Origin of the sequence: Micromonospora sp. NPDC051141, from assembly GCF_044455765.1 — a bacterium.
Lineage (GTDB): Bacteria > Actinomycetota > Actinomycetes > Mycobacteriales > Micromonosporaceae > Micromonospora.
The window spans coordinates 316,877-328,987 of record NZ_JBITFD010000006.1; the positions used below are offsets into that span (position 1 = coordinate 316,877).

The 12,111-nt window shown below is 70.9% G+C and carries 12 protein-coding genes; 4 read left to right on the forward strand and 8 right to left on the reverse strand.

Translation table 11 applies throughout. From position 1 onward, the window contains the following. Nucleotides 1–7: 7 nt before the first annotated feature. The 7 genes from ACIA6B_RS14800 to ACIA6B_RS14830 are packed head-to-tail and all read right to left on the reverse strand — an operon-like array spanning nt 8 to nt 6,549. Complete coding sequence (locus ACIA6B_RS14800; protein WP_396773588.1) at nt 8–823, reverse strand: ABC transporter permease; 816 nt, start codon at nt 821–823, stop codon at nt 8–10. Next, nucleotides 823–1,806: an ABC transporter ATP-binding protein gene (locus ACIA6B_RS14805; RefSeq protein ID WP_396773589.1), complete on the reverse strand. Its 984-nt coding sequence runs from the start codon at nt 1,804–1,806 to the stop codon at nt 823–825. The genes ACIA6B_RS14800 and ACIA6B_RS14805 overlap by 1 nt, the downstream gene beginning before the upstream one ends. Beyond that, nucleotides 1,793–2,581, reverse strand: a complete 789-nt coding sequence (locus ACIA6B_RS14810) for an aminoglycoside phosphotransferase family protein (RefSeq protein WP_396773591.1) — start codon at nt 2,579–2,581, stop codon at nt 1,793–1,795. Before ACIA6B_RS14810 ends, ACIA6B_RS14805 begins: the two co-directional genes overlap by 14 nt. Then, a complete protein-coding gene (locus ACIA6B_RS14815) occupies nt 2,578–3,579 on the reverse strand; it encodes a Gfo/Idh/MocA family protein (protein WP_396773593.1) in 1,002 nt (333 codons plus the stop codon). The genes ACIA6B_RS14810 and ACIA6B_RS14815 overlap by 4 nt, the downstream gene beginning before the upstream one ends. Further along, nucleotides 3,576–4,571, reverse strand: a complete 996-nt coding sequence (locus ACIA6B_RS14820) for a Gfo/Idh/MocA family protein (RefSeq protein ID WP_396773595.1) — start codon at nt 4,569–4,571, stop codon at nt 3,576–3,578. Before ACIA6B_RS14820 ends, ACIA6B_RS14815 begins: the two co-directional genes overlap by 4 nt. Further along, nucleotides 4,568–5,353 carry a sugar phosphate isomerase/epimerase family protein gene (locus ACIA6B_RS14825; RefSeq protein ID WP_396773597.1) on the reverse strand — a complete coding sequence of 262 codons (786 nt, stop codon included), beginning with the start codon at nt 5,351–5,353 and terminating at the stop codon, nt 4,568–4,570. The genes ACIA6B_RS14820 and ACIA6B_RS14825 overlap by 4 nt, the downstream gene beginning before the upstream one ends. 20 nt (nt 5,354–5,373) lie before the next feature. Next, on the reverse strand, nt 5,374–6,549 hold the full coding sequence (locus ACIA6B_RS14830) for an SPASM domain-containing protein (RefSeq protein WP_396773598.1): 1,176 nt from the start codon (nt 6,547–6,549) through the stop codon (nt 5,374–5,376). A gap of 415 nt (nt 6,550–6,964) precedes the next feature. Between ACIA6B_RS14830 and ACIA6B_RS14835 the strand changes: the two genes are divergently transcribed. Continuing rightward, nucleotides 6,965–7,267: a hypothetical protein gene (locus tag ACIA6B_RS14835; RefSeq protein WP_396773600.1), complete on the forward strand. Its 303-nt coding sequence runs from the start codon at nt 6,965–6,967 to the stop codon at nt 7,265–7,267. A 253-nt stretch (nt 7,268–7,520) separates the two neighbouring features. Here the strand turns inward: ACIA6B_RS14835 and ACIA6B_RS14840 are convergent, their stop codons facing one another. Further along, nucleotides 7,521–8,741, reverse strand: a complete 1,221-nt coding sequence (locus ACIA6B_RS14840) for a cytochrome P450 (protein WP_396773602.1) — start codon at nt 8,739–8,741, stop codon at nt 7,521–7,523. A gap of 291 nt (nt 8,742–9,032) precedes the next feature. Here ACIA6B_RS14840 and ACIA6B_RS14845 point away from each other — a divergent pair, with 291 nt between their 5' ends. The 3 genes from ACIA6B_RS14845 (at nt 9,033) to ACIA6B_RS14855 (ending at nt 12,059) form a co-directional block, all read left to right on the forward strand. Next, nucleotides 9,033–9,611 carry a carboxymuconolactone decarboxylase family protein gene (locus ACIA6B_RS14845; RefSeq protein ID WP_396773603.1) on the forward strand — a complete coding sequence of 193 codons (579 nt, stop codon included), beginning with the start codon at nt 9,033–9,035 and terminating at the stop codon, nt 9,609–9,611. A 94-nt stretch (nt 9,612–9,705) separates the two neighbouring features. Continuing rightward, nucleotides 9,706–10,869 (forward strand): M20 family metallopeptidase, encoded by a 1,164-nt coding sequence (locus ACIA6B_RS14850; protein ID WP_396773605.1) that lies wholly within the window; start codon nt 9,706–9,708, stop codon nt 10,867–10,869. A 44-nt stretch (nt 10,870–10,913) separates the two neighbouring features. Next, entirely contained in the window at nt 10,914–12,059 is a 1,146-nt protein-coding gene (locus ACIA6B_RS14855; RefSeq protein WP_396773607.1) for a glutamate--cysteine ligase, read from the forward strand. Nucleotides 12,060–12,111 lie beyond the last annotated feature (52 nt).

Below are 12,111 nucleotides of genomic sequence, written 5' to 3' on the forward strand. Positions count from 1 at the left end.
GCCTCCATCAGTAGAGGTCGACCAGACCGGTGCGCTGCGCGTGGCGCTCGGCCAGACGCAGGGCGAGCCGGCCCGCCGCGGCACAGAGCACGGCCAGAGCGACGGCGGTGAGCATCGACGGGAGGAGATCGGTGAGGTCGGCGCGGGTCGACGTGGCGGCTCGTAGCGCGTCGAGAGCGTGGCTCATGGGCACGCACCGGGCGAGCGCCGCCAACGGTCCGGGCAGGTCGGACGACGGTACCAACGCGCCGCTGAGCACCCAGATGGGAAAGTTCAGCAGCGTGGCGACGTTGTGTGCGTTGCGTGTGAACAGGAACAACGCCGACATCGCGTAGCCGGCGCAGACGCAGACGGCCATGAGGACGGCGAACGCCGTCACCGCGAGCGGCAGGCGTCCGGTCGGCAGGCGTACGCCGGTCACCGCCGCGAGCGTTCCCAGCGCGGCCAGTGACGGCGCGAGGCGCGCCACCGCGCCGATGCCGTAGCCGATGACGATGGCGCTGCGGCTGGCCTTCGTGCCCAGGAGGGCCTGCAGGGTGCCCTCGGCGCGTTCGTGTTCGAGGGCGAAACCGGCCGACCAGACCGTGCCGTTCCAGACGACGACCGCGAGCATGCCGACCGCCAGGAAGTCGAGGAGGTCGGTGCCACCGAGACTGCCGCGGTCGGCGGCGGCGTAGGCGAAGTACATGGTGGGAGCCAGCAGGATCGGATACAGCGTCTCCTGGACGATGGCGATCCGGTAGCGGTAGGAGCGGCGTACGTGATTGGCCGCCGTCGCCATCGCCACCCGGACGAGATCCCGGGCGTCGCGCGCCGCGGTCATCAGGCGCCCACCAGAGCGAAGAAGGTCGCCTCCAGGTCGGGCGGGATGACCCGGATCTCCTCGACCCGGAGCCCGAGCGCGACGAGCGCGGCGGTGGTGTCCTGGACGCCCGTGCCGGCGCCCCGGTGCGTCAACGTCAGCCGTACCCGACCGTCACCGGCGTCGCTCGCTTCGATGCTCGTCACGTCCAGCACCGACCGCACCCGGTCGGTCACCTCGGCCGGCGAACCGCCGTCGACCACCGCGCTGACCCGGTGCCGCAGGTCGGCCTGCACGGCGAGTTCCTCGGGCGTGCCGGCGGCCGCGACGGCGCCGCGGCGCATGACAGCTATCTCGTCGCAGAGGCGTTCCGCCTCGAACAGGTCGTGGGTGGTGAGCAGCACCGTGTGCCGGGGCACCAGGCTGTGCACGAGCGCACGCATCTGGGCGGCGGCCACCGGGTCGAGTCCCAGGGACGGCTCGTCGAGGATGAGGATCGGCGGCTCGTGCAGCAACGCCCGGGCCAGGTGCAGGCGTTGCTTCATCCCCCGCGAGCACGCCTCTACGCGCTCGTCGAGAAAGGTGAGGTCGAGCTGCTCCGTCAACGCGGCGACACGATCGTGCAGCCGGCGTCCGGAGACTCCCACCAGGCTGCCGAAGAATCTGAGGTTCTCCCGCCCCGTCAGCCGTTGGTAGAAGCCGCGGTCGCCGCCCAGCACCACACCCAGCAGGGCACGGACCCGCTTGGCCTCCCGGACGACATCGTGGCCGGCCACCCGCACGGACCCGCTGGTCGGAAGCAGCAGGGTCGAGAGGATCTTGACGGTCGTCGTCTTGCCGGCGCCGTTACGCCCGACTATGCCGAAGGTCGTGCCGGCCCTGACCCGCAGATCGATGCCGGTCAGCGCCTCCCGGGTCACCCGGGGCGCACGCCAACCCACCCGCCGCTCGAAGACGCGGCGTAGCTGATGAATCTCGATGGCATCCGTCTCACCGGGCCGCATGGGCGATCACCTCGCGATGACGGCGCACCCACGAGAGCTGCCGTCGCAGATCGTCGGTCACCCCGGCGGCGGCCAGCCGGACGAAGACCGCCTCGCCGCGCGCAGCGCGCGCCTCGATGCCCAGTAACGTGGTGCGGATCCGCAGGGCGACCAGACCGGCGAACGCGTCGGCGTCCGTCGTGCGGGGACCGTAGGCGAGCACCATCGCGCGCATCCGCTCGAGCCGATCGGGCGCCGTCGTGAAGCCGCGTTGCCGGCACCCCCGGTCGTCGTCGAGCGGGGCGAACTGCCAGACCGCGTGCGCCAGGTCCCAGTCCGGGATCTCGGGTCCGGCGAGATCCCAGTCGATCAGCCCCACTGGGCGACCGTCGCGGAGCACGGTGTTCCTCGGGGCCACGTCGTTGTGACAGATCGTCAGCCGGGAACCGCCGGTAACCCGCTCGCTGGTCCACGCCACGGTCCGCCGACTGACGAAGTCGTTCCCCGTCTCGTGCAGCTCGGCGAGCAGGTGCGCCACGCCGGGCAACGCCGCGTCCGGCATGTCGGCCAGGTGGGTGTCGGCGAAGACCGTGCCCGCCATGAAGGAGAGCACCTCGTGCTCGCCGTCGGTGCCGAGGAAACGCGGCGCACCGCCGAAGCCGCGTTCCTCGAGATGGTTGAGGTACGCGTGCACGGCCGGCCCGGAGCTGGGACGCCGGACCCGGTCACCGGTGCGCACGACGCTGTTGATCGCACCGGAGAGGATCTCCGAGTCGTTCTGGGCCGACGCCGTCATCGCTCGGCTCCGCCAAGGGCGTCCCAGACCAGATTGATGTTGTGCGCGACGGACCGGATCCGGGCCCGCTCCCGCTCGGCCTCTGGGGCCGTCGCGCCCTCGCCGACCAACCGCATGAACGTGCCGGCCATCGCCCGGTACGCGTCGGCGGAGGCGACCCGGTGGTGCTCGCGTGCCGCGCCTTGCCGGTCGACGAGGATCTCGGTGGGTTCCGCTCCGGGGTTGTAGGGGTGTTCCAGGCGGACCGTGCGCGACGGCGTCCGAATCTCCAGGGGCGTCGTCGTCCAGTCGAGTAGGAAGTCACTGTCGAGCACGGCGAGCCGGTCGTCTCGGAAGGTGAGGTACGCGACGGTGAGCGTGTCCACACCCGTCTCGGGATGCCGGGCGACGACCTGGGCGGTCGCCGTCGTCGCCTCGCCCAGTAACTCGGTGGCGGCGGCGACGGTGTAGCAGCCGACGTCCAGGAAAGCTCCACCCCCGAGTTCGCCGTGGAGCCGGATGTCGGCGTCCGCGGTCATGCGGTAGCCGATGTGCGAGCGGACGACGACCGGGGCGTCGCCGGCGTCGAGGACCGCGCTCAGCGTCGCCCACTGGGGGTGATGCCGGAACATGTAGCCCTCCATGAGCACGAGGCCGTCACGCTCGGCGAGTTCGGTGAGCGTTTCGGCGTCACGCCGGCTTCGGGTCAGCGGCTTCTCGCACAGGGTGTGGCGACCGGCCACGAGTGCCGCCCGGACCCAGTCGGTGTGCAGCGCGTTGGGCAGCGCCACGTAGATCGCTTCGAGGCGGTCGTCGGCGAGCAGTTCCTCGTAGCTCCCGTACGCGGCGGGGATGTCGAGCTTGTCGGCGACCTCCCGCCCACGGTCGCCATCCCGGCTGCCGATCGCGGCGACGCTGCCACCCGCGGCGCGGATGGCGGGGATGACGTACTCCGTGGCGATCCGGGAGGTGCCGATGACCCCCCACGAGAGCTCGGTCGGTCGTCGCGGTGTGTTCATCGGGGTCCCCCGTCGCCGTGGTGGTCTGACGCCGCGGCGTAGAGCTGGTCGAGGACGTCGAGCACTCGCAGTCCGCTCTGCACGCTCAGCCTTTCGTCCGCGCCCGCGCCCACGTCGAGCAGGTGCCGGTACATCTGCTCGTAGCTGTTGACGCCGACGCGGCCGGGCAGCGTCGTCCACCCGGCACCCGTGTTGATCTCGCAGGCGTTCTCATCTCCCAGAAGTCTCAGCGAGCCGGTTTCGCCGTGGACCTCGAGCACCGGACGGGCGGAGATCGCGCACCACGCCGTCGTCACCGTCGTCAGCGCCCCGTTGGCATGCCGAAGGACGGCGTGGCCGACATCCTCCACCTCGTCGCTGCGGCGGGAGGAGACGCGGGCCGTCGCATCGTCGATCTCGGAGTGGCAGAGGGCCGGGGCGAGGTAGATCCAGTGGTAGGCGTTGTCGCGTAGACACCCACCGTGGCGCTGCGCCGAGCGTCGCCAGTGCGGATCGATTCCGGAGCCGACGAAGTGCCCCCCGTCCGGACGCTCCAGCCGGGTCAGGCGGACGGCGCCGATCGCTCCCTCGCGCACCGCAGCGACCGCCGCCTGGACGTCGGTGCGGAAGAAGTAGTTGTGCACCATCGACACGCGGCCGGCGGTTTCCGCGTCGCCGAGGATCTGCCGAGCCTCCGCGGCGGTGGCGGCCAGCGGCTTCTCGGCCAGCACGGTGTAGCCGGCCGCCGCCAGTCGGCCCGCCGTCACGCCGTTCGCATCGGGAGGCAACGCGCTGACGACGAGATCCAGTGACGGCGCCGTACGGAGGAAATCGTCGACGGACGCGGCGACGAGGCGGACCTCGGGCATGGCCGTCGCGGTCTTGCGGCGCTCCTCGGAGCTGTCCACCACCGCCTCGACGGCGATGCGCGGCGCGAGCGCGCGCAGGGCGGGCAGGTGGGCGAGTTCGACGATCGATCCGAAGCCGACGATGCCGACGCGGAGTCGGGTCACTGATCGGCTCCCGCCGACGGGTGACCGGCGTAGGCGCGTAGCCGATGGACGTCAGCCAGCACGGCGCCTTCCGGATCTTCCGCGGGATTGTCGCGTTCCACGACGGCCCACGCCAACGGACCGGCGGCGGTGGCCGCGGACCACGCGCGTTCGAGGTCGACCTCCCCCTCGCCCAGGCCGTAGGACTTCGTCGCCGCGTCGCCCGCTCGCAGTCCGTCCTTGAAGTGCACGAAGTCGCACCGGCCGGTCAGCGCCGCGAACAGCGCGTCGAAGTCGGCGCCCGCCCGGTTCGCCCAGTAGACGTCGACGACGAATGCCACGTCCTCCGGCGTCGTCCGCTCGGCTATCACCTGGATCGGAAGGCGCCCGTCAGGGAACGGCGCGCACTCCTCCTCGTGGTTGTGGACCAGGAACGTGGCGCCGGCCTGCCGGGCCGAGGCAGACCAGTTCCGTATCGTTTCGATACTGCTGTCGCATTCGGCCGGTGACGAGACGGGTACGCCGGAGCAGATGAGGCGCGGCACCTCGAGTTCCCGCACCTTTGCCAGCAGCGCGTCGTCGAGCTCCGACCAGAAGACGTGCAGTCCGATGATCTCCAGTCCGGCATCCGAGCAGGCGGTACGGAGACGGTGCGGATCGTCGATCAGGTTTGTCATCACCTCGACGCCCGTCGCTCCTGCCGACCGCACGTACTCAAGGCTCTTCGGCAGGTCCCGCACCGGGAGACTGCCCATGATGCCGTATCCCCTGGTACCCATTTGCACACCGACCTGGCAGGTCACTCCACTACTCCCTTCGTAGGTCAGAAACAGAATTGTTGGAGCGGCAGCAGGTCGCCTTGACGTTCCACCACGAGGTCACCGTCGAGCTCCGACGACACCACTCGGGAGACATAGTCCGGGTGCAGCCTGTCCTCGAAGTCGACATATCTGTTCTTGAAGCACCAGCGACACGGGGAGAACCGGTCGGAGATTTCCGCCGCAGCATGCTCGTTGCGCAGCCTGACCCATTCGTCGCCGTTCCAGATCTCCTCGAAGGACTGCTCCTGGAGCGAGCCGAGGGTGTATTTCTGGTTACCGATCAGGTGGTCGCAGAAACCGACCCGGCCGGCGTAGTCCACATATGCGTAGGACCAGGGATGCATACAGGGATGGGTCTTCACCATCCCCGGGATGGCGAGGTTGCTGTCGGGCGCCGCCCCCAGGCGCAGGACGACCCCCTCGTCCCGGGCCCGCGCGGTCGCCGCGAGGTAGGCGTTCTTGGTCGCCTCCAGGTCGTGACGCAGGTGGCCGGGATCGTCGGCCGGCGCCTGGAGCGGGAAGAAGGTGACGTGACGGACGCCCACCCCGGCGGCCATGGACACGATCGCGGGCAGGTCGTGCAGGTTGTCCCGGCTGACGATCGTGATGAACTCGAGGTTCCGCTCCGGCGCTCCGTACGCCTCGCGCATCTCCACGAGCGTGGCGGCGGTCTGGAGGAGCTTCTGCACCCGGCCACCGCCGCGGAGCAGGCGGAACAGGTCGGAATCGGCCGCGTCGCAGGACAGCGAGATGGTGGCATGCGCCCGCATCAGCTTCTCCCACGTCGGGATGCGGTTGACCTGCCCGTTCGTCACGAGCCGAAGCTGCGGCCGGTAACTGACCGCCACGTCGACCAGCTCCGAGAAGTACGGCAGCATGGTGCTCTCGCCCCAGCCGCGAAGGTCCACCACGTTGGCGTACGGGAACAGCTCCTCGGCGAGCTGATGGTAGCGGTCGATTGACAGGTTGTATTCGGGTCGGTATTTCTCGCCCGAGCGGCACATGGGGCACTTGAGGTTGCAGTTCTGCGTGAGTTCGACGAACAGCGTCACAGGGCGACTGGCGAGCCGGGGCTCACGTCGGGCGAACTCCTCGCGGTTGAGGCGTTGGTTCTCCCGGCGCAGATCGGTGAGCTGCGGAGTGGTGTCCTGACCCTGCACGTCAACGGATGTGTCCATGACGATTCCTCTGCTCGGAGTGCTCGGTGGACGCGAAAAATGGCCGGCATCAATCGAGATAATTTGCGCCGCTCAAGCTGCGTGCGGGGTCAATAATTCCGCACCGGCGGACTGCGAACGTCAGCCGTCGCACTCTCGTCGAATGGCGCCCATGGCCCGATCGTGGCATGGCCGTTATGCGCTGTCAAGGCGACAACGGAGGAGCAGATGATCACGTGCGCCAATGTCATCGAGATGGTGACACGGGGGTAATCGTGGCTTTGACAATTCGGCGGTCTCGGCTGGTCGAGAGGTTCCGGAAAATGTCCGATCGACCACACGGGCGCTGGAGCGGCGCGCCGTGTTAGGTTGGACAACCATCAGTCGACCGCCGCTTTCCGCTTCCTTGAATTCAGTCGGCGGCACCGCACTGTGGATGCGCGAGTACGTCCGCAGCCATCTCTTCGACAGCACGGGGTTTGGCATGCAGCACGAGGAACAAGCCGGCACCGCACCCACCGTCGGCCTGCGGCAGGCCGCCGCCTACGACGCGATGGAAGCGATGGGAGCCGCAGTTGAGCAGGTCGCCCGCGCCCAGCGCGATGGCCCCGAAACCGTGATCCTGCTGGGAGATGCGCTGGACAACGTGCGCGCCGCCGCGAACTCGCTGCGGTTCGCCCTGGCGGACGCCCGCCGTCTCGAGCAGCAGGATCCGTCCGCCACCGGGACAGGTCGTTGACGTTGCTCACGGGCCGGACCGGCCGTGCGCGCACGAGACGGCGTGCCGATGACGACCGCACGGGTACCCCGGCGGGATGCGCGCCGGCCACGACGCCACGGCGGCGCAGGTCGCGACGGCCCGGGTGCACCCGTGTCCGGCCCTCCCCACCGCACCCGTCGGCGCTGACGGGCGCGGTGGGCGAACCCGACCGACGGCCTGCTCGCGACGGATCGACTCCTCGCTGCCGGGCACGGCGGCCGACAGCCGCTGGTCACCAGGTCACGGGCAGCTTCGACACGCCGTAGACGGCCGCCTCACGCTGGAAGGGAAGCTGGTCGAGCGGCACGGCCAGCCGCAGGTCCGGAATCCGGCGCAGCAGCGTCTCGATGACCGCCTCCATCTGGATCTTGACCACGTGCTGCCCGAGACACCTGTGCAGTCCGTGGCCGAACGACACGTTGCCGGCGTGGGTCCGGCGCATGTCGAGCGAGTCCGGGTCGTCGTACCACTGCGGATCGAAGTTCGCCGTCGGCAGGTAGACCAGCACCGCCTCGCCGGCCTTGATCTCCTGTCCCCCGATCCGGGTGTCGCCGACCGCGATCCGGGGCAGCCCGGTGTGGAAGTTGGTGCTGTACCGGAGCAGCTCGCCCAGGCCGCCCGCGATCAGGCTCGGGTCCTCGCGCAGCAACGCCAACTGGTCCGGGTTGAAGAACAGCGCGGCCAGGCCGAGGGAGACGCCGTGCACCGCCGGCTCGTACCCGGCGACGATCAGCACGCGGGCCATGCCGATGATGTCGGCGCGGGTGAGCGCGCCGTTCGCCTCCTGCTCGGTGATGAGGCGGCTGAGCACGTCGTCGCCGGGATTCGCGGCCTTGGCCTCGAGGACCTCGACGATGACGTCGGTCAGCTCGTCGCTGGCCCCGTCGAGCTTGTCCTGCCCGACGTAGTGGTCGGCGAACGTCGAGGCGACCCGCAGGAAGAGGTCCTTCTCGTACGGGATGTCGAGGATCAGGCACATCACCTGCGCCGCCAGCGGCTCGGCCAGTTCGGCGACCAGGTCGGCGGGGGGCGACTTCGCCAGCAGGTCGTCCACCAGCCGGTCGACGATCTGCTGGATCCCCGGCCGCCACCGGGCCGACGAGCGCTGCGTGAAGTCGGCGTTGACCATGGCCCGCTGCCGGGTGTGCTCCGGCGGGTCCATCCGGGCGAACGTCGGGTTGTCCTCGGTGAGCGTCTCCGACCCGGCGCTCAACAGCGGGAAGCCCGGCCGGCGGTTGTCCGCGCTGAGGCGCTCGTCGGCGAGTGCGGCACGCACGTCGTTGCGTCGCGTGATGAACCAGACCTTGCTGCCGTCCCACATGGTGACCTGGCTGACCGGGTTCTCGTCGCGGAGCGTCTGGTACCGCACCGGCGGGTGGAACGGTGACCTGCCGTCGCGCTCGGCCCGGTAGTCGTAGATGTCGGTCACGTCGGTTCCTCTGCCCTCGCTCATGCCCCGCTCCATTCGCCCGCCTCCCCGCAGCCGCAAGGCGCGTCGCTGTACACCTGTTCGATCAGCCTCACCGTCGGCACCTTTCGTCCGCATCTCCACCGTTGCGGCGCGTCCGGCGCGGCGCGGGCGACCCGGTCCGGGCCCGACACAGAGCACGATCCTTGGGATGCGGCCGTCGTCCATATGGGATGGTGGGCGCGCGGCGTCCGAACACGCCGTCCGGTCCGGGCCTCCGCGACGGCAGGAGCATGACCCGGCCGGCGCCACGGTCACGACTGGAGGCAGCACAGCATGGCGCACATCGATCTCGGGATCGACGAGAAGCAGTTTCCCGGCATTTCCGGTCCCATGCGGTACCGCCCGGAGACGGCGAAGCCGCTCAACGAACTGGCCGAGGTGCTCCTGCGCGCCCCGCACACGCTCCCGGCCGGGGAACGCGAACTGATCGCCGCGTACGTCTCGGGGCGCAACGAGTGCCGGTTCTGCTGCGCGTCGCACTCGGCGTTCGCCGCCGCGCAGCTCGACGACGGCATGACCCTCGTCGACCAGGTCCGCGCGGACCTCGACAGCGCGCCGATCTCGGCGAAACTGCGGGCGCTGCTGCGCATCGCCGGCGCGGTCCAGATCAGTGGCCGCCACGTCACCCCCGAACTCGTCGCCGATGCCCGCACCCAGGGCGCCACCGACCTGGAGATCCACGACACCGTCCTGATCGCGGCCGCGTTCTGCATGTACAACCGCTACGTCGACGGCCTCGGCACCTTCGCGCCCGAGGGGCCGGACGCCTACGCCGAAACCGCCCGCCGGATCATCGACGTGGGCTACGGATCGTCCGCTCCGCTGCGGTCGACCACCGCGCCGACGAGCTAAGCACGGACGAGGAAGACCCACATCCGGTCCCCCTGCGACGGTGAAATAGGCGGGCATCATATCGAACCCGTCAACCATGCAGTTGGAGGGACCAATGGGCCGAAAACGCTCGCTACTCGGCGCCGCGCAGCAGTACCAGGCGGACATGGTCGACCGGCTGGGCACGCTCGTCTCCTGCGAATCGGCGCCGGGCTCGCTGCCCCACCTCGCCCGCTGTGCCGACCTGCTCGCCCGCTGGGGCGAGCAGGTCCTCGGCCGGCCCGCCCAGCGGGTCGAGATCGACGGCCTGCCGCACCTGCTGTGGCCGGCCGTCGATCAGCGCGTGCTGCTCCTCGGCCACTTCGACACCGTCTTCCCGGTCGGCACCGTCCGGTCCCGGCCGTTCACCGTCCGGGGGGACGTCGCGACCGGCCCCGGCGTGTTGGACATGAAGGCCGGCATCGTGCAGATGTTCACGGCGCTGCGCCTGATCGAGGACCCGTCGGCGGTGGGTGTGCTGCTCACCTGCGACGAGGAGACGGGTTCCGGCACGTCCCGGCCGCTCATCGAGCGGGAGGCACGGCGGTCGGGCGCGGTCCTGGTCTGCGAGGCGGCCACCCCCGAGGGGCACCTGAAGGTGGCCCGCAAGGGCGGCTCGGTCTACCGCGTCACCGTCTCCGGCCGGGCCGCCCACGCCGGCGTCGAACCGCAGCGCGGGGTCAACGCCACGGTCGAGGTCGCCCACCAGGTCCTCACGCTGGGCCGCATCGGCACGGCGGACAGCGACGGCACGTCCGTCACGCCGACGCTGCTCTCCGCCGGCACCACCACGAACACGGTGCCCGACTCCGCCTGCCTCGCGGTCGACGTGCGGGCCTGGACCCGGCACGAACTCGAACGCGTGGACCACGCCATCCGCGGACTCGCGCCGGTCCTGCCCGAGGCGACGCTCGACGTGCAGGGCGGGATCAACCGCTATCCGATGTCCCCGGAACTCGCCCGCCCGCTGCTGGAACTGGCCCGGTCGGTGGCCCCGCAGATCGGCGTCCCGAGCCCCGACGGCGCGTACGCCAACGGCGCGTCCGACGGGAACTTCACCGCCGCGATCGGGGTGCCGACCCTCGACGGCCTGGGTGCGGTCGGCGGCGGGGCGCACGCCGACGACGAGTACGTCTGCCTGGACCGGATGCCCGAGCGGACGGCGCTGCTGGCCGGTCTCGTCGACACGCTGTCCATCGTGGAGCGACTCGTGCCGTCACCGGGGGACGACATCCCGTAACCTGCTCTACGTCGGCGAACGACCGGCAGCGAGGGGTCGGCGGCGTGGTGACTACGGAACAGGGCGGGCCAACCTCCGTACCCCGGCTCGGTGTCGAGGAGGAGTTCCTCGTCGTCGACGCCGCGCACCGCGGGGTCGTGCCGGAGGCGGCCACCGTCGTCGACCGCGCCCGGCCGGCCCTCGGCCCCCGGGTCGACGGTGAGATCACCAAGTTGCAGGTCGAGACCCGGACGGACCCGTGCCGGAGCCTCGACGTGCTGCACGCGCAACTCGTCGACGGACGGGCCGCGATCCAGTCCGCGGCCCGGTCCGCCGGCCTGCGGGTGCTCGCCAGCGGCTCGCCGGTGCTCGGGCGCGCGGTGCCGCCACCCGTCACCGAGGGACCCCGCCAGGACCGGGGCACCGCCACCTTCCGGGGGCTGCACGACGAGCTGGCCATCTGCGCCCTGCACGTGCACGTGGAGCAACCCGACCGGGACCGCGCCGTGCTGATCGGCAACCACCTGCGCCCGCACCTGCCGGCGCTGCTCACCCTCACCGCCAACTCGCCCTACTGGTCCGAGCGGGACACCGGCTACGCGAGTTGGCGCACCATCACCTGGGGGCGCTGGCCGGTGGCCGGCCCACCGCCGTACCTCACCTCCGCGAAGCAGTACGACGACCACGTGGACGCGCTGCTCGAAGCCGGCGCGCTCGTCGACCACGGCACCGTCTTTTGGGATCTCCGCCTGTCGACGAGGCACCCCACGATCGAGGTGCGGGTGGCCGACGTCCCGCTCACCGCGCCCGAGTCCGCGGCGTTCGCCGCCCTGGTGCGGGCGTTGACGGTCGTCGCCGGGGAGGCCGTCGACCGGGGTGACGAAGGGCCGCGCCCGGCCCCCGAGCTGATGCGACTGGCGTACTGGCGGGCCGCCCGGGACGGGATGGGCGGCCAGGGCATCGACGTCGCCACCGGTCGCCCCCTGCCGGCGGCGACGCTCGCCGAGCGGCTGGTGGAGCGCGCCCGGCCGGCGCTCGACGAGGCGGGCGACCGCGAGCGGGTGGAGGGCTGGCTGGCCGGGCTCGCCCACGGCGGCGACGGCGCGACCCGCCAGCGGGACGCCCGGGCGTCGCGCGGGCGCCTGACCGACGTGGTCGACACGATCGCCAGGCACACCGCGCCCGAGCGCGAGGAGCGCACCTCTGAGTAACGACACGGCGACCACCGCCGGGACATGCTGGACGCACCTGATCAGGGAGGTT

Excerpts from the sequence above, each read along its gene's own strand:
- ACIA6B_RS14800 (WP_396773588.1), bottom strand. The coding sequence starts at position 823 with ATGACCGCGGCGCGCGACGCCCGGGATCTCGTCCGGGTGGCGATGGCG.
- ACIA6B_RS14805 (WP_396773589.1), bottom strand. The coding sequence starts at position 1,806 with ATGCGGCCCGGTGAGACGGATGCCATCGAGATTCATCAGCTACGCCGC.
- ACIA6B_RS14810 (WP_396773591.1), bottom strand. The coding sequence starts at position 2,581 with ATGACGGCGTCGGCCCAGAACGACTCGGAGATCCTCTCCGGTGCGATC.
- ACIA6B_RS14815 (WP_396773593.1), bottom strand. The coding sequence starts at position 3,579 with ATGAACACACCGCGACGACCGACCGAGCTCTCGTGGGGGGTCATCGGC.
- ACIA6B_RS14830 (WP_396773598.1), bottom strand. The coding sequence starts at position 6,549 with ATGGACACATCCGTTGACGTGCAGGGTCAGGACACCACTCCGCAGCTC.
- ACIA6B_RS14835 (WP_396773600.1), top strand. The coding sequence starts at position 6,965 with ATGCGCGAGTACGTCCGCAGCCATCTCTTCGACAGCACGGGGTTTGGC.
- ACIA6B_RS14840 (WP_396773602.1), bottom strand. The coding sequence starts at position 8,741 with ATGAGCGAGGGCAGAGGAACCGACGTGACCGACATCTACGACTACCGG.
- ACIA6B_RS14845 (WP_396773603.1), top strand. The coding sequence starts at position 9,033 with ATGGCGCACATCGATCTCGGGATCGACGAGAAGCAGTTTCCCGGCATT.
- ACIA6B_RS14850 (WP_396773605.1), top strand. The coding sequence starts at position 9,706 with ATGGGCCGAAAACGCTCGCTACTCGGCGCCGCGCAGCAGTACCAGGCG.